Below are 20,718 nucleotides of genomic sequence, written 5' to 3'. Positions count from 1 at the left end.
CTATTTCTTAAACATGCCGACAATAGTGGCAACTGCTTTTCTATTCTTCTCTTTTTTTTCCTTATGAGGCTCCACCAAACGCAAGGCTTGTTCCGGGCATATTTCAACACAGATGGGGCCATTGGGCCGGGTATGACACAAATCGCATTTGTTGCCATACAGCAGTGGTTTACCTAGGTTTTCCTGAATGACTTCCCTGCCGTTAACAAACTGCGGTACAAGCTCCACGGCACCGAACGGACAGGCTACCAGGCAGTCTTTACAGCCTTTGCATTTTTCGGTATGAATCAGTACTTTGTCCCCGGCAAAATAAATGGCCTTTTCCAGACAAGCCTGGGCACAAGGGGCATCTTCACAATGATGACACTGTACCGGCATGGTTACTTCCTCCACCCGGGTGACAAATAATTTGGGGAATACCGGAGTATCAATGTTTCCCGCCGTAATCCCTTTTACATTATGGGATGCATGGCAGGCAACCTCACAGGCCTTGCAGCCGATACATTTCTCCCCGTCCCCAACAACAAACGGGCTTAACTTCTCCATATTTACCTCCCTTTCAAGAAGCTACGCTTCCTGTTTTATTTTAAGACACTTCGGCACCCATTTTGCGTTTCAGGTCATTGTAGCTGGCAATAAGCTGCCGTTCTGCTTCCTCCTGATCCGCAATTGCCTCCAGTTTCACTGCACAATATTTGTATTCAGGCGTTTTTGAAATCGGATCAAGGTTATCAATAGTAAGTTCATTACAGGCCCCTATCCACCATTGATAGGTCATATATACGGCTCCCGCTTTTACCCGGTCACTAACTCGGGCTCGTGAGATTACTGACCCGCGCCGCGAGGTAACACGCATCAGTTGTTCATCTTCAATATCCAACCGGGCAGCATCTTCAACACTAATCTGAACATAACCGGGTTCGTCAGCCAGCTGAGACAGCCCCCAGCAGTTGCCAGTCATCGTCCGGGAGGAATAATGCCCCACTTCGCGGACAGTACATAGAACTATGGGGTATTGTTCATCCGGCACCTCTGCCGGTGCCCTCCACTCAGTGGCAAAGAAAATTCCCTTTTTACTGGTGGTTTGGAATATATTCCCTTTGAATAAATAATCGGTACCGGGGTCCTCCAGGGTACGGCAAGGCCATTGCACACTGCCCTGGCGCTCCATTTTTTCATAAGTTGCGCCAGCATAGCTCGGGCATAAGCTAATCATTTCATTCCAAATTGCTTCAGTATTTTTATAAGTTAGCTCATAACCGAATCGCTTTGCCAGTTCGCCGATAATGACCCAGTCATCTTTAACATCTCCTTTGGCGTCAACAGCTTTTCTAAAGCGTTGGAAGCGACGGTCAGCCCCGCTGAATACGCCGCCATGTTCACCCCAGGAAGTGGCCGGCAGGATAACATCGGCATACAGCGCCGTTTTGTTCATAAATATGTCCTGAACTATTACAAATTCCAAATCATTAAGCGCCTTTTTCAAACCGCCTGAATCTGGATCGCTTTGCACCGGGTCTTCACCAATAATGTAGAAGGCTTTTAGCTTGCCTGCGGCAACAGCATGGGGAACCTCAGTTATAGTAAAGCCGATTTTATCCGGTAAAGTCTCCACACCCCAGGCCTTGGCAAACTTTTTGCGGTTGGCGGCATCGGTGACTGCCTGATAGCCTGGATAGATATTAGGCAATGCGCCCATATCACAGGCTCCCTGTACGTTATTTTGACCGCGTACAGGCCCAACACCGGAGCTCGGCTTGCCAATCTGGCCGGTTAAAAGACATAACGAACCCAGTCCTTTTACCACGTCAACCGCCTGGCCGAATTGCGTTACCCCCATTCCCCACAAGATAAAAGAGTTCTTGGAATGAGTATAGATTTTCATGGCTGCTTCTACTAAATCCGGCTCAATCCCGGTTATGGCCTGAGCATATTCCGGCGTGTATTTCTTTACCGTGTTGCAATATTCGGCAAAGCCTTCAGTAAAATTATTAATAAAATAGTCATTGTGCCAGCCTTTAGCTAAAATAATATTGGCAAAACTATTTACCAGAGCCATATTGGAACCATTTTTAAGTTGCAGCCACAAGTCCGAAATGCGCGCCGCCTCAGTTTTGCGCGGATCTACAACAATAATCTTAGCTCCTTTTTGCTTGGCACGTAAAATCCGTTTTGCCACCAGCGGATGTGCGTCTGCCGCATTGTAACCAAAAATCAGCAAGCAATCGGCATCTTCGATCTCAGGTATTGAGTTGGACATGGCTCCACTGCCAAATATAGCTGTCAGACCAGCGACAGAAGGTCCATGGCACACCCGGGCACAATGATCAACATTGTTAGTACCAATAACCGCGCGCATGAATCTCTGCATCACATAATTGGTTTCATTGCCTGTTCCCCTGGCGGAGCCTGTGCCCATAATGGCATCCGGTCCATATTGCTCTTTGATAGTTTTAAGTTTGCCGGCTACATAGTCCAGTGCTTCGTCCCATTCAACCTCGCGTAAGGGTTCACTGCGGGTGTATCTAAGCATGGGTTTGGTAAGGCGTTTACTCAAGATTTTTGTGTCGTTTAAAAAATCCCAGCCATAGTGGCCTTTTAAGCATAGTTCACCTTCATTGATTGGTCCGTTTGCAGGTTCAGCCCCAACAACCCGGTTGTCTTCAACACAAAGGTATAATTGGCATCCTGACCCACAATACGGGCATACTGTCAATACTTTCTTCAACTTAATTCTCCCCTTTTTATAAAACTCGTGATTTATATAAAACGCCGGGAGAACTATTTAGCGAAATCAGCCAAACTTTATCATACCGTTTGCGCCGCAACATTCACCGGATTATCATTATCCCCGGCAAATTACGGCTCGCATGTTTAGCAGTTCTGATTTAGCCTGGCATTGTCTGAACAACCAGCTAAGGCTTGAGCTTTATTAATCGATACACATCAATCCTGCAGCAAAACATTATTAAGAAACGACAGCACCCATTTTGCGTTTAAGATCATTGTATGCCGCAATAAGCTCTTCTTCAGCCTGTTTCTGGTCTGTAATAGCTTCTACTTTGACCGCGCAATACTTATATTCAGGTGTTTTGGAAATAGGGTCCACTACATGAATAGTAAGTTCGTTACAGGCCCCAATCCACCATTGATAAGTCATATAAACAACACCTGCACCCACCCGGTCGGTTACCAAAGCTCTGGTAATAACCGAGCCGCGCCTGGTAGTCACCCGCACAAGCTCCTCATCAATAATACCAAGTTTATCAGCATCTGCCGGATTAATCTGGAGATAGCCCGGTTCATCGGCCAGTTTCGCAAGACCCCAGCAATTGCCTGTCATCGTACGTGCTGAATAATGACCTACTTCCCGTACAGTAGACAATACCAGCGGATACTCAGCATCAGGCCGTTCCACCGGTGGCCGCCACTCGGCGGCAAAGAAGTTCCCCTTCTTGCTGGGAGTCTGGAACACATTGCCTTTGAATAAATACGGAGTACCGGTATCCTCTACCGTACGGCACGGCCACTGAATACTGCCGAGCTGCTCAATTCTCTCATACGTAGCACCGGCAAAGCTCGGACACAAGCTGATCATTTCACTCCAGATTTCCTCGGTATTTTTATAGTTCATTTCATAGCCAAAACGTTCGGCTAATTCGCAAATAATCACCCAGTCGTCCTTAACGTCGCCTTTAGCCTCCACCGCTTTACGGAAGCGCTGGAATCTGCGATCGGCACCGCTGAATACGCCGCCATGCTCGCCCCAGGAAGTGGCAGGCAGGATAACATCGGCATGCAGCGCCGTTTTATTCATGAAAATATCCTGAACAATAACCAGTTCAAGCTCATCCAGCGCTTTTCTCACACCGGCAGCATCCGGATCACTTTGCACCGGATCTTCACCGATAATATAGAAAGCCTTGAGTTTGCCTTCCTCAGCACAATGAGGAACATCGGTCAGCGTATAGCCTGGTTTCTCCGGCAAGCTTTCCACGCCCCACGCTTCGGCAAACTTTTTCCGGTTGGCCGGATCGGTAACTGCCTGATAACCGGGGAATACATTAGGCAAGGCCCCCATGTCGCAGGCACCCTGCACATTATTTTGCCCGCGTACCGGACCAATGCCGGAACTGGGTTTGGCAATTTGTCCTGTCAGAAGACATAACGAGCCTAAGCCTTTAACCACATCTACCGCCTGGTTGTATTGTGTTACCCCCATGCCATAGAGGATAAAGGACCTGTCAGATTTAGCGTAAATTTCCATAGCCTGCTCAACAAGCTTCGGCTCAATACCGGTGATTTGCTGAGCATACTCAGGTGTATACTTAGCCACCATTTTTCTGTAATCTTCGAAACCTTCGGTATATTTCTCAATGTATTCCTTGTTTTCCCAGCCTTTGGTTAAAATGAGGTTGGCAAAACTATTGACTGCCGCCATATTGGAACCATTTTTAATGGGCAGCCATAAGTCGGCAATCCGGGCGGCTTCCGTTTTACGGGGGTCAACAACAATAATTTTGGCCCCTTTTTCTTTGGCTTTCAGAATGCGGCGGGCCACCAGCGGATGGGAATCGGCACCATTATAGCCAAAGATAAATAAACAGGTAGCATCTTCGATTTCCGGTATGGAGTTGGTCATCGCTCCACTGCCAAATGTAGTAGCCAGACCGGCTACAGAGGGAGCGTGTCAAACACGGGCGCAATGGTCGACATTGTTGGTGCCGATCACTGCGCGCATAAATTTTTGCATGAGATAGTTGGGTTCATTGCCCATACCCCGGGCTGAGCCTGTGCCCATAATGGCATCAGGACCATGTTTGTCCCTGATGGCTTTCAGCCTGTCGGCGACAAAATCCAGAGCTTCATCCCATTCCACTTCATGAAACTCCTCACTTCTGTCATGCCTGAGCAGCGGTTTGGTTAAACGCTTACTCAAAATTTTGGTGTCATTCAGAAAATCCCAGCCATAGTGGCCCTTTAGACACAGCTCACCTTCATTGATGTGTCCGTTTGCCGCTTCAGCGCCAATCACACTGCCATCTTCTACCAGCAGGTACATTTGGCAGCCAGCACCACAATACGGGCAAACTGTTAAAACCTTCTCCAAAATTCTTCCCTCCTAATTTAGTCATTTAACATTTGGGTAAGCTTTCCATGCAGTTCAGTACGGAATTATTGCCCTTTGAGATAAAAATTTTAATCTTCTGATTTTATTCCATCCTTGGTCAAGAAACTCCTGCTGGATTTTGAAAAAAATTTCACAAAGTCTGTCCGGATACTTTTGCTAACTGATTTTACTAATGGCTTGCACGAATATTCATGGTGCACTTATAATAAAAGTAATGCAAATAATAGGGAAAAGGGGTAAATTACGCCATGATTCCAGTAATCTCAATTGTAGGACGTTCTGATTGCGGCAAAACTACCTACTTGGAAAAATTAATCCGGGAAATCAAACAGCGTGGCTATAGAGTGGCTACGATAAAGCATGATGTCCATGGTTTCGACATTGACAAACCAGGCAAAGACACCTGGCGTCATGCCCAAGCAGGAGCGGACATTGTCTGCATATCATCACCGGAAAAAATGGCAATGATAAAGAAGGTGGACAAAGAATTATTGCTTGAGGAGGTAGCTGCCCATATCAGCGGTGTTGATATTATCTTTACCGAAGGCTATAAACGTGAAAGTACATGCAGGATTGAAGTATTTCGCAAAGAAGCCTGTGAAAGCCCGTTGTGTTTAAAGGATGAGCTATTTGCCCTGGCATCTGATACCATGCTGTATGATGATGTGCCGCATTTCTCTGTTAATGACCCTGCTCCAATGGCTGATTTTTTGGAAACAACTTTCTTACAAAAAACTATACACAAACCGTAAAACAGCTGCTGACAACAAACGGCGATATGCTCCCAAAGGGCGGCATATCGCCGTTTTGCATCTTACCTCAAACTCTGCTAACTGTCTGCTGCTGTGGCTGCCGCTGTCTGCTTCCCATCATCAGCATACTGGAAATAATAAGGAAACCTCCTGCCCCTTGTGCATAACTGATTGTTTCTCCCAAAAAGAAGAGAGATAAGAGCATAGAAGTCAAAGGAATCATCCCTGAAAAGGCGGCGGTTGTATACGCGTCACAGCGATTGACCCCTGCATAGAAAAACACAAAGGCCAAGGCGGTTACAATCAGTCCGTACCAAATCAACGCCAGCCATTCTTTCAGCCCAATCACCCGTAAAGACGCAAAAGGCTGTTCCACCAAAGCCGGAACAAGCGATAGTCCGAAAGCAATTGCTGATACGATCAGAGTTTGTACCACAGGATGAATTCGCACATCTGCACTGTCCCGCTGCATTGTCTTATGCTTTCTCGAAATAATGTTAAAGACAGATTCGCTTGCCGCAGCACAAAGCATAAATACATTCCCCCCAAAATGCCAGGCTGATAGCTGAATGGAATACAAGCTCGTTCCCTGCAGCAGCACAATACCCGAAACAGTACAGGCAATGCCAAAGGCTGTCCACTCTGAAGGTTTTTCCCTAAGTACAAGAAAAGCCAAAATAGCGGTAATGGCAGGTGTCGTTCCTGTCAATATTCCGGCCTCTACAGTGCTGGTCAAATTTACTCCTAAAAGTAAGAAGACGCGAAACAGAAATATTCCAAAGACAGCCTGAAGCACAAGCAGGTTCCAGTCATTTCTTTTCAACAAACGAATCGTTTGAACGGTTTTCGCTCCGTAAAATGGGGATAAGCACAAGATCATAATGCCTAAACTAACAGCAGTTATTGTAAACCGGTTTAACTTTTCAGAAAGGATATAGCCTGTAATCACCGATGTCCCAGCCAAGGTAAACGCAAACAGCAAATAAATTTTTCCCGTAATATTTTTCATCTGCCACCTTCTTTCTTTACACCCAAGCCTGTTGCTATATATAATAGTATCTTATAAACTGGAATGGTATAAGATCCAGTACAAAGGTCTTTTTATAGAGCCAGTTGGAGGAGGACATATGTGGGGTATTGAATTGCGTTATAAAGCCGAAGTCAGTTTAGCCCGTCAGATTTTTTTATCACTGAAACAGCGTATATTGGCAGGAGAGATTTCGCAGGGAGAGGCTTTGCCATCTACACGGGAACTGGCAAAAGGTTTGGGCGCTTCTCGCAATACTGTTTGTGAAGCATATGATATGCTTTTGACAGAAGGATTCATTGTAAGCCATCAGGGCGCCCCGTCCCGTGTTGCAGCAGGACTTCATCTCACAACGAAAAAAGCCCCCGTTCCTGCGGCAAGGAAGCAAGAGCAGGCACCTATCCTGTGGGACTTCAAAACAGGTCAGCCCGACTTATCCCAATTTCCCCGTCAACTCTGGAGCCAACTGGTACATGCTGCCGCCAATAACCTGACTACGCAGCAGCTGGAATATAGCGGCCCCAAAGGTTATGAGCCTTTATGCGAGGAGATCGCCCACTGGCTGCTGCGCAGCAGAAGCATGGAAGTAAAGTCTGAAGATGTGTATATTACATCAGGTGCAACGGCAGCACTTCATTTGCTCGTAGATATACTGAATAAAGCCGGTCATGCGTTTGCACTGGAAAGCCCGTCCCATCCGGGCATTCGAACTGTCATTGCCGATAGAGGGTATCCCTTGCAATGGCTGCTTGTGGATGAGCAAGGAGCTGATATTTCTACACTCCAGGGCAAAGATATCTGCGCGGTTTATGTCACACCCTCCCATCAATTCCCTTTGGGCGGTATTCTCCCCGCCGGACGTCGGGCCGCGTTGCTACGTCTTGCAAGTGAACATGATTTTTACATCATTGAAGATGATTATGACAGCGAATTTCGGTATACCGGGCCTCCTGTCAGTCCAATCTATTCCATGGATTCCTCCCATGTGATTTATGTGGGAACCTTTAGCAAAACCCTGTTTCCTGCTTTGCGTATCGGGTTTGTGGTACTGCCCAAACAATTGCAGAAGAGTTGGAGACATTCCCGCAATTATATGGATGTCCAGAATCCAATTTTGGAGCAAGCCGCACTGACCCAATTTCTGCATATGCGAAAAATGGACAAACATGTTCAGCGGATGCGGCGGATATATGGGGAAAAAAGAAAGGTCTTATTAAATTCGCTTGAGAATACGTTCGGTGCTTCTGTGCAGCAATGGGGAGATGCTTCCGGCCTGCATCTGGCTCTCTGCTTTCAGGGAATGGAATTTGGGAAACAGTTTGTGCACGACTGCCGGGATGCCGGTATCAGAATATCCTTGGTGACACAGTATTGTCCTATGAACGATCATCACAAAGATAAGCTGCTCTTGGGCTATGGACATTTGAGCCATATACAGATTCAAAAAGGAATACAGGCATTGTATGAATTTATTGCAGAAAGAGCATAAAACAAATGGATATGAGGAGATGTGCGAAATTAGAAGATGCGATTGGGCACTAAAAACCAAGCTGGAACAAGAATATCATGATAAAGAATGGGGAATTCCAATTCATGATGACAGAAAGCTATTCAAAATGCTCATATTGGAGGGAAAGCAAGCAGGCCTCAGTTGGGCGACCATTCTTACAAAAAGGGAAACCCTTTGTGCAGCATTCGATGATTTTGACCCTGCCATTCTGATAACTTATGATGATGCAAAGATCGAAGCGCTTTTACAAGATAACGGAATTATCAAGAACAGGCAAAAAGTAAATGCCGTTATCAGCAACGCAAAAGCGTATTTCAAACTCTGTGAAGAATTTGGTTCTTTAGACAATTACCTGTGGTCCTTCGTCAATCATCACCCTGTTATTAATACATGGACCCGGATCGAAGAGGTTCCATCCTGTACTCCTGTTTCGGCTGCCATCAGCAAAGACCTGAAAAAGCGCGGCTTCAAGTTCGTCGGCAGCACTACCATCTATGCTTTCATGCAATCTGTGGGGATGGTGAATGACCACTTAACATCCTGCGATTTTCGTGAACATTCTTAATCCAACAAGTAACAGCAGGTCAGAAAAAGCCGTAGGATTTCAAAATCCTACGGCTTTTCTTAAAAATTTAAAACATCCTTGCGGGATATTAGCCAAAATTAAGCATCGGCCAGCAAAATAACTTCTATCTCTGTACCGACCGGCAACGGCGGCGAATTCTCCGGAATAACGATTAATGCATTGGCTGCCATTGCCGATTTCAGCATACCATTGCCTTGAGCGCGTGACGGTTCAACAAAAATATCGGTACTCGTCTGCCAGCACCGTGCCCAGACAAAGCGTTTGGCACCTGTCGGTTTATTAAAAGGTGTGGCAAGCACGGCCTTAATCCGCGGCCGCCACCACACTTTACGGCCACCCATTTTCATCAAAACAGGCCGCACCAATTGTTCAAAGGAAATAGCTGCCGCCGCCGGATTGCCTGATAAACCAAGATAAAGCTTGCCATCGCGGATACCGGCTAACACAGGCATTCCCGGCTTGATGCTCACTCTGTCAAACAGTAAGGTAATACCCAGTTTTTTATATACTTCGCTGATGAGGTCATAATCGCCCACCGAAGCGCCGCCGGTTGTTACGAACACATCACAGTCTGAGGCGGTCTCCAGCAGATGAGCAATTTCATCAATATTGTCCGAAGCATTCCCCAGCAAAACAGTCTGCGCTCCGGCCTCGGCAACCTGCGCGCTTAGCATATAGCTGTTAGAGTTACGAATCTTCCCGGAAACCAAGGGGAAATCAACAGGCACAAGCTCACTGCCTGTGGCAATAAGCGCTACCCGGGGTTTGCAAAAAACATAAGGGCGGCTCTTGCCCAGTACGGCGAGCATCCCCATGACACCGGCATTGATAACAGTGCCTTGTGAGACAACTTCTTCACCGCTAAAGATCTCTTCGCCCCGCAAACATATATTTCTTTCGGCCCCTCTGCCCTCCAGGATGGTGACATCACCACCGTTTACAACCGTATCTTCCAGGCGAATTACACCGGTAGCCGCCGGCGGCAAGGGAGCACCGGTCATAATGCGGCAGGCTGTGCCGGAACTGACAGGCTTATCAGACGTTTCACCTGCCGGAATATAATCAATTTGCTTTAAAATTACGGGATTTTCCGGAGTTGCCGCAGCTACTTCCGCCGCAATCAGTGCATAGCCGTCAAGCGGTGATCGATCAAAAGGCGGAAAATCAATGTCAGAAGTTACAGTCTCAGCTAAAATACGTCGCCAGCATTCCTGTAACGCCACTCTTTCCTTCGGCATTACTGTCACTAAATTCAACAAAATTTCCTGCGCAATCTCCAATTTTACTGACATGAGCTTATTCCTCCTCTACTTTCCGAACGGGCAGCAAGGGTACGAACACTCTTTGCACCCCATACAGAGGCCGCCGTATCCCATTTCAGCAAAATCCTGTTTACTTAATCTTTCACCGGCAAGTATCCGGGGAAACACCAAATCCAATACCGTTATTTTGGAGAACATGCCACAGGCAGGCAAGCCCAATATAGCAATATTGCCAAGATAAGCCAGCATAAACATGGCTCCCGGCAACACCGGGGTACCATAAGTAATAACTTCTGCGCCGGTTGCGCGGATGGCATCCGGTGTCACATCATCAGGGTCAACCGACATGCCGCCGGTAACAACAATAACTTCCACACCGGCTTGGGCATAGTCCATAATAGCCTGAGTAATGGCTTCGGCTTTATCAGGCTGAAAGGTAATACCACTAAACTCGGCTTTATAATCTTCTATCTTATCCCGCAGTACAGGTCCGAATTTATCCTGGATACGTCCGTAAAAAACCTCATTACCTGTTGTAATTATACCGGTTTTTAAAGCGCGCAGCGGTTTCACCGCGACAATGTCCTGATATTCACCGGCGATTCTTTCCACCGTCCGGACAACCTGATCATCTACGATTAGCGGCACCACTTTTACCCCGGCCAAAATTTCACCGGCCTTAACCAGCCGGTTACCATGCAATGTGGAAAAGACAGCATAATCAACAGCATTGATACTTGTCACAGCAGCCCTGTTTACTTTTAATAGTCCGTCCTGCTTGGCAATAATCGTTACTTTGCCTTCGCTCGGCCCTGCCATATAGGTATTTTCGCCGCTTACCAGGCGGGCAATCCGCTCTGCAGCTTCGTTTTCATGAATTTGCTGGTCGCCTAGCTCCAAAAGATAGATATGCTCTTTACCGATATTGAGTAAATGCGGTATATCTTCCGGCTGAATAATATGCCCCTTCTTAAAGGCCGGTCCCTTATATTCACCCGGTACAATTTTAGTCATATCATGCCCCAGTACCATACCAACAGCTTCATGTATCCGTACTTTTTTGAGCGCCACTTGCTTCTCCTCCTGAGACCAAATTTCCCGCCTGCTCTTCTGGCGGCAGAACTCCGCTAACTCTTTCCGGATGACTATAGATGTTCAAGCGCTCGCCCCTGGCAAAGCCGATAACCGTCACACCAAGCTCTTCCGCCATATCCAGCGCCAGACTGGTGGGAGCCGAACGGGCAATAATAACAGCGATATTCATCTTACTTACCTTAAGCAAAATCTCAGAGGACACCCTGCCGGAGAAAACCAGCACTTTATCATGGGTACTGATTCCTTCCACCAGACAGCGGCCATATAACTTGTCAAATACGTTGTGACGTCCAATATCCTGACTCCAGCACACCAATTGACCGGCGGCAGCCAGCGCTCCGCCATGCACACCGCCGGTAAGGCGGAACGTTTCAGACGCCGCTTCCAGCAGTTCGGAATAACGCATGGCTTCTGCCGGTGTGATGGTGACCTTATGATTTACCGACTTGGCGGTTAAGACATCATTGACAAAGTAAAAAGCACTCCGTCCCTTGCCACAGCATGCGGTAAGATAACGTTTTAAAAACTTTTTTTCCGCTGCCGTTTCACCGGATACGGTCGTAACCCGGATAACACCCTGCGCAGCGTCAATATCAAGTGTCTTGATATCTGCAGCCGTTTGAATAATCCCTTCGGTAGCCAAGAAACCGGTAACCAGGTAGTCCTCCTCGCCGGCAGCGGCCAGCATAGTCACAAGTTCACTGCCGTTTAAATATATCGTGAGCGGGATCTCTTCCACAACCGGTTCCTCGGTTCGGGTAACATTGTTGCCATGAATTTTAACAACCTGATAGTTGGCGGTTCCTTTGAGCGCCTGCATATCCTCACTCCTTCACAAAGTCCCGATATAGCCTGGCAAGCACAGCGGTAACGGCCCCAGGCGCCGGCTCATTGCCGATAACCCGGGAATCAAGCACAGTCACTGGTATAATTTCCATTACAGAACTTGTTAAAAAGATTTCGTCAGCCCCGGTAAGCTCTTCCGGCCTGACTTGCCTGATTTCCAGCGGTATCCCGGCCGCCTGCGCCAGTTCAATAACCGTGCGTCTGGTTACACCAGGCAAAATGCCGCTATTTTCGTCTGGTGTAACTAACCTGCCTGAGGTAACAAAAAAGATATTGCTCATCGACCCTTCGGCAACAAATCCGTCAGTATTAAGCATCAGGGCTTCCTGAGCCCCCAGCGCTTTTGCTTCTGTTTTGGCCAGGATATTATCAAGATAATTAGCCGACTTTATCCTAACCAACGGCGAAGATAGATTGCGCCGCAGCGTAACGGTGGCAATACGCCAGCCTGCGGGCGGCAATGGCGGCGGCAGTGGTGAGGCAAATACCGTTACCGTCGGCAGGCCACAACTGCCGGGATCAGGCCGCGGTGTCCCGGTACCGCGTGACAATGTCAGCCGTACTGAAGCATCCTTGAGCTGATTTTTCTCAAGTACCGCTGCAATGGCGTCACTGAGTTCAGCACGCTCCGGCAATTGGGGCCATTGTAAATACCTTGCGCCAGCCTCCAGACGTTCCAGATGCGCCTGTAACCTGAATATCCTGCCACTATAAGCGCGCATGGTTTCGAACAAGCCATGGCCATAAAGAAAACTATGATCTAACGGAGACACCAAACCCTCCCCGGCTGAAACAATATGTCCATTAAAATAAACAAGCATGGTATCACCAGCCAATCTGTCTATATCTGATAACCTAAAGCCTTCATCAGGGCCCGCGCTTTGTCCAGACTCTCCTCATATTCCAGTTCAGGTACAGAATCAGCGACAATACCTCCCCCTACCTGGTAATACGCACAGTCACCCTTAATCACAAAGGTACGAATAACTATATTAAGATCGGCATCGCCATTAAAGTCGATATAGCCGATAGACCCGGTGTAAATACTGCGGCGCACCGTTTCAAGCTCGTCAATAATCTCCATGGCCCGGACTTTAGGGGCACCGGTAATCGAGCCGCCGGGAAAAGAGGCGGTGACTAAATCAATGATATCCTTGTCTTCCGCTAATTTTCCCACCACGGTTGATACCAGATGGAACACGGTGGCATATTCCTCCAGGCGAATCAAATCAGGCACACGCACACTGCCAAATTCGCACACCCGACCCAAATCATTGCGTTCCAGGTCAATTATCATAACTAATTCGGCCCGGTCTTTTGCACTGTTAAGCAGCTCCTGGCTAAGCTGCCGGTCCGATTCAGGGTCCTGGCCGCGTGGTCTGGTCCCTTTTATCGGCCTTGTCTCCACCATTCTGTCAGTCACCAGCAAATACCGTTCCGGCGACGCACTGGCAACAATGACTTCGCCAAAATTCAGATAGGAGGCAAAAGGAGCCGGATTGATATGCCGCAAATAACGGTAAAGCTCATAGGGCGGCACAGTCACCTTAGCCTCAAAACGCTGTGTTAAGTTTACCTGAAAAATATCACCGGCGGCAATATAATCTATGCCCTTTTGTACCATATCACAGTGTCCCTGGCGGGTAAAGTTTGACCGGTACTCCCCTGCCGGTATCTGTGGCTGAGGCTCAGGCAGCGGTTGTGCCTGAGCTACCAAAGCTGCCAATTCTGTTATGCGGTTTTCGGCTCGTTTGCGCCGGGAGAGCTCATCTTTTTCCGGAAACCCGTTGGACGCAATATAGGCCTTATTAGCATGGTGGTCAAAAATCAAAACCGTATCGTAAAATCCTAACATACAATCAGGATTATTCAGATCATCATTACTTAACGCCGGAATCGTTTCCAGCAAATATCCCATATCATAACCGAAGTAACCGATAATTCCGCCTGTCAGCGGCGGTAAGCCGGGTACTTTTTGGGTTTTGTATTGGTTGAGCAGCCGCTTAAGCTCGGCAAAAGGATTGCCTGTAAACGTAAGGCTGCCGCCCTTTTCCTCCAGCTGTATTGTCTGCCCTTTACTGGAAAATACCAAAAACGGATCACGGGCAATAAAAGAATAGCGGCCGAGGCCGTTATTATCTTTGCCACTGTCTAAATACACACTATTGGGCTGCTGCGCAAACAGGGCAAACACTTCAGCAGGCGGCAGCGCACATGTTATTTCGCGAATGATCGGTGTCGGATTCATTACCGGCCGGCCCCTTTCCTCTTGCTTGTCCAATTAGGATCTAAAGATAAAAAATTTTCCAGCATAGTATGTCCGGCTTCGGTGAGAATGGACTCAGGGTGAAATTGTACCCCTTCAATAGTATACTCTTTATGACGGATACCCATAATTTCACCAGCGTCTGTCTCGGCACTAATCTCCAGACAAGCAGGCAGGGTTTCTTTTTTAACAATTAATGAATGATACCGGGTAGCGGTAAGCGGATTTGCCAGTCCGGCAAAAACGCCTTTACCGTCATGGAACACCTGTGAGGTTTTACCATGCATCAGGCGTGGAGCACGCACAACCTCACCGCCAAAGGCTTGACCGATAGCCTGGTGCCCAAGACAAACACCCATTATCGGAATTTTTCCTTTAAAATGTTGAATCAGTTCCAGACTGATACCCGCCTCATTGGGCGTACATGGGCCAGGTGAAATAATAATATGATCAGGACGCAGGTCTTCAATATGGGGAATTGTTATTTTATCATTACGAAAAACCCGGATATCTTCCCCTAGTTCGCCAAGGTACTGGACGAGGTTATATACAAAAGAATCATAGTTATCTATCATCAGGATCATCTTCCATTCCTCCTCGGCATTATTTTATCATAGCCTGTCACTACTCTACAAATAGCTATTTGCAATATATTAATAAATGAGGACGGCTGTTTTTGAAGCCGTCCTCATTTATCACAACCTTTATAAAGGAAGTTCCGCGCTCCGCTTGGAACTAAGCGATTCACACAAGTTCTAGCGTCGCGCTGCTCCTAATAACCTGGTTCTCTGCTTATCTACTTATGCTTGGGATGATAATGAGTATGCAGCAGCTCATGGGATTTGTGACTTAAGGGTTTACCCAGGAACTCGTCATACAACGCTTTCACCGCCGGATTTTTGTGCGACTGCCTGATAGGCAGCTCGCGGTCGGCCTGATACAGACCGGCCATCCGGGCTTCCTTGGTAGCCTTGGTGGTGCCCCAGGGCTGACCGCCGCCGCCAATGCAGCCGCCAGGACAGCACATGATTTCCACAAACTGATACTCACAGTCGCCGGCGCGGATTTTATCCAAAATGACCCGGGCATTTTTCAGGCCGTTGGCAATGGCCACTTTGACTTTCTTGCCGTCAAGGTCCACTTCGGCTTCTTTAACGCCGGTGAGGCCGCGTACGCCTTCGAAATCGACGTTGGCCAGTTCTTTGCCTGTGACTACTTCGTAGACGGTACGCAGCGCGGCTTCCATAACACCGCCGGAGGTGCCGAAGATGACGGCGGCACCGGTGGACAGGCCAAGGGGTGCGTCAAATTCTTCTTCGGTCAGTTTATTAAAGTCAAAGCCGGCTTGTTTGATCATTCTCGCCAGTTCACGGGTGGTTAAGACGATGTCGACATCCCGGTAGCCGCTGCCGTTCATTTCGGGACGGGCGCTTTCATATTTCTTGGCGGTGCAGGGCATGATGGAGACAGATACGATTTTGGCGGCGTCGATACCGGCTTTTTGAGGGTAATAGCTTTTGGCTAAAGCGCCAAACATTTGCTGCGGCGATTTACAGGTGGAGACGTTGTCCAGCAGGTCGGGATAGAAGGTTTCGACAAAGTTGATCCAGCCCGGGCTGCAGGAGGTGATGAGGGGCAGGGTGCCGCCCTGGCTCATTCTTTCGAGGAGTTCGCTGCCTTCTTCCATGATGGTGACGTCGGCGGCAAAGTCGGTGTCAAAGACTTTGTCAAAGCCTAAGCGGCGCAGGGCGGCTACCATTTTGCCGGTGGTGATGCTGCCTGGCGCGAGGCCGAATTCTTCGCCGAGGGCTACCCGGACAGCGGGGGCGACTTGGACGAGTACATGGTTATCGGTGTCGGCAATGGCTTGCCAGACTTTTTCGGTTTCGTCGTTTTCGTAGAGGGCGCCGACAGGACAGACGGCTATGCACTGACCGCAGTAGACGCAGGTGCTGTCCTGGAGCGGCCGGTCGAAGGCGGTGGTGATTTCGTAGTCCACAGACCGGTGGGCGGTGTTGATGGCGCCGACGGTCTGGACTTCCTGGCACATTTCGACACAGCGGCCGCATTTGACGCATTTGGACATGTCGCGGACGATGACGCCGTTGGAGGCTTCGACAGGGATTTGTTTGGGCTGGTTTTCAAACAGGGGCTTAGCTATGCCAAAGTCACGGGCCAGCTGCTGGAGTTCACAGTTGGTGTTTCTGATGCACTGGAGGCAGTCCTGGGGATGTTCGGCCAATATGAGTTCAAGCACGTCTTTTCTGGCCTGGCGGACAGCCGGGCTGTTGGTGATGAATTCGGCGCCGTCCCAGACTTCGTTGCTGCAGGCGGTTTTGAGTTTTTTCTGGCCTTTAAGCTCGACTACGCACAGGCGGCAGGTAGCTCGCACTTTAAGGTCCGGATGGTAGCAGAGTACGGGAATGTCGATGCCGACCATTTTGGCGGCATCTAAGATCAGGGTAGTTTCAGGACATGATACGGGGATGCCGTCTATGGTAATGTTGACGATTTTGTTGGGATCGGATGCATGATGACCCACACTACTCACCTCTTTCCTGTTCAGTAAAGCAAATTTGTGCCGGACATTTCTGGTTCAGGTGATCTTCGAATTCGGCTTTAAAGAGCTTCCAGCAGGTGTTGAGGGCTACGGCTGCCGATTGGCCCAAACCACAGAAGGAGGCATTGGTCATGGTGTCAATTAACCGCCGCAGCACGGTCATGTCGTGCTGGGTTGCCTGACCTGCGGAAATTTTGCCCAGTATCTCATAGATTTGCTTGTTGCCTTCGCGGCAGGGGGTGCATTTGCCGCAGGATTCATGGATGAAGAATTCGGTTACGCCTTTGAGGTAATCGATGACGCACACGTCTTCGTCCATAACGACGACGGCACCGGAGCCAACGCTTAAACCGGCATTGCGGAGGGCTTTGTAGCAATAGGGGGTGTCAAGCTGGGCTTCACTGCCAATGGGGCCGGACTGGCCGCCTAAATGGAAGAATTTAAGTTTTTTGCCGTCAGGGATGCCGCCGCCCAGTTCAGGGTCATAGATGACATCGCGCAGGCTGACGCCAAAGGGGATTTCGTATACGCCGCGGTTAACGACGTTACCGGACAGACAGACGAGCTTGGTGCCGCCGCTGTCTTTGGTACCATAGCTTAGGTATTTGTCGCCGCCTTCTAAGACGATGGTGGGGATGTTGGCAATGGATTCTACGTTGTTTACGAGGGTGGGCAGGAGGAACAGGCCGACTTCGGCCAGATGGGGCGGTTTGATGCGCGGGCGGCCGGCCTTGCCTTCGATGGAGTTTAGGAGGGCGGAGTTTTCGCCGCAGACATAGGCGCCGGCGCCGGTCATGATGTGGATGTTGAATTCAAAGCCGCTGCCCAGGATGTTTTTGCCCAGATAACCGGCTTTGACGGCGTTGTCGATGGCGCTTTGGAAGACTTTCTGAATGGCGCGGTATTCGCCGCGAATATAAATATAGCCGTCGTGGGAGTTGAACACATAACCGGCAATGGTCATGCCTTCGATGACCCGGAGCGGATCCTGGCCTAAAAGGATTTTATCCTTAAAGGTGCCTGGCTCGCCTTCGTCGGCGTTAATGACAATGTATTTGGGGAATTCGGGGATTTCCAGCAGCTGTTCCCATTTGGAACCGGCCGGATACGCCGCGCCGCCGCGGCCTAAGAGCTTGGCCTTTTTCACTTCGCCGATAATGTCTTCCGGTTTCATGGTAAAGGCTTTTTTCAGACCTTCATACCCGCCGGACTTTACATAGGCTTCGGTACAGTCAGGACGAATGACGCCGCAATTGCCGGAAATGAGTTGGTTTATTTTTGACATGACGACACCCCCCGGTAACTTGTCACAATTTCGGCTACCTTGGCTGCGGTCAGGTTACCATAGACTTCATCGCCGATTTTGGCTACCGGACCAATATCACAGGCGCCTACACAGCTGGTGTGCAGCAGGGTAAACTGATTGTCAGGAGTGGTCTCACCCAGCTTAATGCCCAATTCTGCTTCAAACAGGGCCACTACGGCATCGGCTTTGGTTACATGGCAGGGTGTGCTTTTACAGATTTCAATGACATATTTGCCCCGGGGCACCGTACTGAACATGGCATAGAAGGTAAGAACATCATGGATTTTGCTGATGGGCACATCCAGTTGGCAGGCGACGACTTCGGCCCATTCTTCGGCTACGTAGTTTTCGCCGGAGGTTGCCTGAATATCTAATAGTATTGATAACAACTGCTCTTTGGCTTTACCATATTGATTGATAATGGCCAAGACTTGCTCGTATCTTCTGATGATTTCCAATGCCTGATCTTTTGTTACTTTTGAACAACACATGCTTGTTATCTCACCCTTTCTTTTGACATCTTGTAATTACCAAGACAAGTCAGTACCTGAAGGAGCATAACAACGACTAGGAGTAACTATACTAAATTTATATGTGAAAATTTGCACAATTTAAGTTACTCAAAGTATTGCCGCAAAATGATAGGATATAGGGTCAGCCATTTTCTTCCCAGGCTGACCCTACCATTCTCCCTGAGTATATCCTTCTAAACCAATGCTTAGCCAGATTATGGGATAACAACGATATTAAACTTTAGGACGCGGCAGGAACCCTGCTCCTTTTACAATCTCAGGCAGGGCTGCTTCCCAGCCAACAGGCATAATATGAATACCGGCTACACCTGGGATCTTTTTGAGCTCGTTGCACATTTCAATAGCAACCTGGATACCCTCTTTTTTCGGGTCCTCAGTTTTCTTCATGCGCTCAATCAGGCTATCGGGAATTTCCATACCGGCAACGTCTTTCTTCATGTACTGCAGCGCTTTTACCGAACGCACAGGCAGAATACCAGCAGTAATCTTAGTCCGTTCATGAATACCGCGGGCCACTACCATTTCCATGAACCGGGCAAATTTTTCGATATCAAATATGGCCTGCGTCTGGATGAAATCAGCGCCGGCATTTACTTTCTTTTCAAGACGGATAGCCCGGAATTCAAAGGGATCGCCAAACGGATTTTCTACAGCACCGATAAAGAAACGCGGCTCGTCTGTTTTGATAACGGCATCGGACAGAAACTTTTTGTCATCCCGCATCTTTTTGACCATGGAAATCAATTGTACGGAATCAACATCATACACATTTTTACTTGTCGGATGGTTGCCGAAAGACTGGTGGTCACCGCTTAGGCATAATACATCGCGAATTCCTATGCTATAAGCCCCCAGCAAATCGCTTTGCATGGCAATACGGTTACGGTCCCGGCAAGTCATCTGAATAATGGGAACGCCGCCGCCCTTAAGGACATGGACACCGGCAGCAATGCTGGACAGCCGCACAATAGCTGTTTGGTTGTCCGTAAGGTTAAAACCATCCACTATGTCTTTAAGTTCATGGGCATGGTGTTCTAATTCATGACCGTTAGAATGCTGGGGCGGTCCAAGTTCGCCTGTCACCACAAAATGGCCTAAGGAGTACAGTTTTTCTAATTTGCTTTCTGTTTTTAACACAGCTTGTTTGTCAATTGCTACTGCTTCGCTCATAACCGCACATCCTCCCTCACAATTTTGCGGGGACCGCCGTCTCTGCTCTTCGACCAGTCTTTTGCGGGTAATACCTCGGTCATCATTTCCAGACGGTTTTGGCTTTTGAGGCGATCATAAATAAGCTGCCATCCGCATGGGGTATCTTTGCTGATTTCGCAAACACCGTTTTGGGAACCGCCACACGGACCATTCATCAAGCTCTTGGAGCAACGGATAATAGGACATACGCCGCCGGTTTTGGCAAGTACACACTCGCCGCATAGCATACAGCGTTCTTCCCAGATGCCATGCTCAATAGCAGCGCCGGCAAAGGTAGTGTTTTGGCCTGGTACAAAAATAATTTCCGGATAGGTTTCCGCCATGTACTGCACACCAACGCCACAAGCCACGGACACCACAACATCAACATCTTTAAGATGTTCTTTAAATCTGGCCGCATATTCCGGATCACACTGCCGCTCATAAGTAGCAGTTTCGATAGAGGTAGGCTGACCGTCAACCTCCAGCTTCATCCGCAAGGCACTGGCCAGAATATCGGCTTCTTTTTGCCCACCGGACAGACATACGGTAACACAGCCGCCGCAACCGGCAACCAGTACTTTTTTAGCGCCTTTTATACTTTCGGCAATTTCTTCAATTGGCTTTATTTGTGCAACTATCATATCGCTTGA

At 48.5% G+C, this 20,718-nt stretch carries 18 protein-coding genes; 3 read left to right on the top strand and 15 right to left on the bottom strand.

Annotation, left to right across the window (positions count from 1 at the left end; all coding sequences use genetic code 11):
- The 3 genes from SPSPH_RS07005 to fdhF (SPSPH_RS06995) form a co-directional block, all read right to left on the bottom strand.
- Positions 1-546 (bottom strand): 4Fe-4S dicluster domain-containing protein, encoded by a 546-nt coding sequence (locus SPSPH_RS07005; protein ID WP_075754494.1) that lies wholly within the window; start codon positions 544-546, stop codon positions 1-3.
- Between the two features lie 40 nt (positions 547-586).
- The gene (fdhF, locus tag SPSPH_RS07000) at positions 587-2,728 is read right to left on the bottom strand and encodes a formate dehydrogenase subunit alpha (protein WP_075754493.1); all 2,142 of its coding nucleotides are present in this window, start codon (positions 2,726-2,728) and stop codon (positions 587-589) included.
- Positions 2,729-2,968: 240 nt separating this feature from the next.
- Positions 2,969-5,110: a formate dehydrogenase subunit alpha gene (fdhF, locus tag SPSPH_RS06995; protein ID WP_269147927.1), complete on the bottom strand. Its 2,142-nt coding sequence runs from the start codon at positions 5,108-5,110 to the stop codon at positions 2,969-2,971.
- Positions 5,111-5,379: 269 nt separating this feature from the next.
- Here fdhF (SPSPH_RS06995) and mobB point away from each other — a divergent pair, with 269 nt between their 5' ends.
- On the top strand, positions 5,380-5,883 hold the full coding sequence (gene mobB / locus SPSPH_RS06990) for a molybdopterin-guanine dinucleotide biosynthesis protein B (protein ID WP_075754487.1): 504 nt from the start codon (positions 5,380-5,382) through the stop codon (positions 5,881-5,883).
- 67 nt (positions 5,884-5,950) lie between these two features.
- On the opposite strand, the gene SPSPH_RS06985 is transcribed toward mobB, so the two are convergent.
- A complete protein-coding gene (locus tag SPSPH_RS06985) occupies positions 5,951-6,892 on the bottom strand; it encodes a DMT family transporter (protein WP_075754485.1) in 942 nt (313 codons plus the stop codon).
- 118 nt (positions 6,893-7,010) lie between these two features.
- On the opposite strand from SPSPH_RS06985, the gene SPSPH_RS06980 reads away from it, so the two are divergent.
- On the top strand, positions 7,011-8,399 hold the full coding sequence (locus tag SPSPH_RS06980; protein ID WP_075754483.1) for a PLP-dependent aminotransferase family protein: 1,389 nt from the start codon (positions 7,011-7,013) through the stop codon (positions 8,397-8,399).
- On the top strand, positions 8,374-8,985 hold the full coding sequence (locus tag SPSPH_RS06975) for a DNA-3-methyladenine glycosylase I (RefSeq protein ID WP_233138711.1): 612 nt from the start codon (positions 8,374-8,376) through the stop codon (positions 8,983-8,985). The genes SPSPH_RS06980 and SPSPH_RS06975 overlap by 26 nt, the downstream gene beginning before the upstream one ends.
- 98 nt (positions 8,986-9,083) lie before the next feature.
- On the opposite strand, the gene glp is transcribed toward SPSPH_RS06975, so the two are convergent.
- The 11 genes from glp to SPSPH_RS06920 form a co-directional block, all read right to left on the bottom strand.
- Entirely contained in the window at positions 9,084-10,298 is a 1,215-nt protein-coding gene (glp, locus tag SPSPH_RS06970; RefSeq protein WP_075754481.1) for a gephyrin-like molybdotransferase Glp, read from the bottom strand.
- Between the two features lie 15 nt (positions 10,299-10,313).
- The gene (locus tag SPSPH_RS06965; RefSeq protein WP_083945442.1) at positions 10,314-11,339 is read right to left on the bottom strand and encodes a molybdopterin-binding protein; all 1,026 of its coding nucleotides are present in this window, start codon (positions 11,337-11,339) and stop codon (positions 10,314-10,316) included.
- Complete coding sequence (fdhD, locus tag SPSPH_RS06960) at positions 11,311-12,183, bottom strand: formate dehydrogenase accessory sulfurtransferase FdhD (protein WP_075754479.1); 873 nt, start codon at positions 12,181-12,183, stop codon at positions 11,311-11,313. Before fdhD ends, SPSPH_RS06965 begins: the two co-directional genes overlap by 29 nt.
- Positions 12,184-12,187: 4 nt before the next feature.
- Positions 12,188-12,982, bottom strand: a complete 795-nt coding sequence (locus SPSPH_RS06955; RefSeq protein WP_233138710.1) for an aminotransferase class IV — start codon at positions 12,980-12,982, stop codon at positions 12,188-12,190.
- A gap of 68 nt (positions 12,983-13,050) precedes the next feature.
- Positions 13,051-14,457, bottom strand: a complete 1,407-nt coding sequence (gene pabB, locus SPSPH_RS06950) for an aminodeoxychorismate synthase component I (RefSeq protein ID WP_075754475.1) — start codon at positions 14,455-14,457, stop codon at positions 13,051-13,053.
- A complete protein-coding gene (pabA, locus tag SPSPH_RS06945) occupies positions 14,457-15,059 on the bottom strand; it encodes an aminodeoxychorismate/anthranilate synthase component II (RefSeq protein WP_075754473.1) in 603 nt (200 codons plus the stop codon). Before pabA ends, pabB begins: the two co-directional genes overlap by 1 nt.
- 212 nt (positions 15,060-15,271) lie before the next feature.
- Entirely contained in the window at positions 15,272-17,017 is a 1,746-nt protein-coding gene (locus SPSPH_RS06940; protein WP_233138648.1) for an NADH-dependent [FeFe] hydrogenase, group A6, read from the bottom strand.
- Between the two features lies 1 nt (position 17,018).
- Positions 17,019-18,320 (bottom strand): complex I 51 kDa subunit family protein, encoded by a 1,302-nt coding sequence (locus SPSPH_RS06935; protein WP_083945380.1) that lies wholly within the window; start codon positions 18,318-18,320, stop codon positions 17,019-17,021.
- Positions 18,308-18,832 (bottom strand): complex I 24 kDa subunit family protein, encoded by a 525-nt coding sequence (locus SPSPH_RS06930; RefSeq protein ID WP_075753373.1) that lies wholly within the window; start codon positions 18,830-18,832, stop codon positions 18,308-18,310. Before SPSPH_RS06930 ends, SPSPH_RS06935 begins: the two co-directional genes overlap by 13 nt.
- A 255-nt stretch (positions 18,833-19,087) precedes the next feature.
- Positions 19,088-20,044: a methylenetetrahydrofolate reductase gene (locus SPSPH_RS06925; RefSeq protein WP_109298232.1), complete on the bottom strand. Its 957-nt coding sequence runs from the start codon at positions 20,042-20,044 to the stop codon at positions 19,088-19,090.
- Positions 20,041-20,709 (bottom strand): methylenetetrahydrofolate reductase C-terminal domain-containing protein, encoded by a 669-nt coding sequence (locus SPSPH_RS06920; RefSeq protein WP_075754471.1) that lies wholly within the window; start codon positions 20,707-20,709, stop codon positions 20,041-20,043. Before SPSPH_RS06920 ends, SPSPH_RS06925 begins: the two co-directional genes overlap by 4 nt.
- Positions 20,710-20,718 lie beyond the last annotated feature (9 nt).

The organism is Sporomusa sphaeroides DSM 2875 (assembly GCF_001941975.2).
Classification (GTDB): Bacteria; Bacillota; Negativicutes; order Sporomusales; family Sporomusaceae; genus Sporomusa; species Sporomusa sphaeroides.
This window is presented reverse-complemented; position numbering and strand designations above follow the sequence as displayed.

Excerpts from the sequence above, each read along its gene's own strand:
- SPSPH_RS07005 (WP_075754494.1), bottom strand. The coding sequence starts at position 546 with ATGGAGAAGTTAAGCCCGTTTGTTGTTGGGGACGGGGAGAAATGTATC.
- mobB (WP_075754487.1), top strand. The coding sequence starts at position 5,380 with ATGATTCCAGTAATCTCAATTGTAGGACGTTCTGATTGCGGCAAAACT.
- SPSPH_RS06985 (WP_075754485.1), bottom strand. The coding sequence starts at position 6,892 with ATGAAAAATATTACGGGAAAAATTTATTTGCTGTTTGCGTTTACCTTG.
- SPSPH_RS06980 (WP_075754483.1), top strand. The coding sequence starts at position 7,011 with ATGTGGGGTATTGAATTGCGTTATAAAGCCGAAGTCAGTTTAGCCCGT.
- SPSPH_RS06975 (WP_233138711.1), top strand. The coding sequence starts at position 8,374 with ATGAATTTATTGCAGAAAGAGCATAAAACAAATGGATATGAGGAGATG.
- glp (WP_075754481.1), bottom strand. The coding sequence starts at position 10,298 with ATGTCAGTAAAATTGGAGATTGCGCAGGAAATTTTGTTGAATTTAGTG.
- fdhD (WP_075754479.1), bottom strand. The coding sequence starts at position 12,183 with ATGCAGGCGCTCAAAGGAACCGCCAACTATCAGGTTGTTAAAATTCAT.
- pabB (WP_075754475.1), bottom strand. The coding sequence starts at position 14,457 with ATGAATCCGACACCGATCATTCGCGAAATAACATGTGCGCTGCCGCCT.
- pabA (WP_075754473.1), bottom strand. The coding sequence starts at position 15,059 with ATGATCCTGATGATAGATAACTATGATTCTTTTGTATATAACCTCGTC.
- SPSPH_RS06935 (WP_083945380.1), bottom strand. The coding sequence starts at position 18,320 with ATGTCAAAAATAAACCAACTCATTTCCGGCAATTGCGGCGTCATTCGT.
- SPSPH_RS06930 (WP_075753373.1), bottom strand. The coding sequence starts at position 18,832 with ATGTGTTGTTCAAAAGTAACAAAAGATCAGGCATTGGAAATCATCAGA.
- SPSPH_RS06925 (WP_109298232.1), bottom strand. The coding sequence starts at position 20,044 with ATGAGCGAAGCAGTAGCAATTGACAAACAAGCTGTGTTAAAAACAGAA.
- SPSPH_RS06920 (WP_075754471.1), bottom strand. The coding sequence starts at position 20,709 with ATGATAGTTGCACAAATAAAGCCAATTGAAGAAATTGCCGAAAGTATA.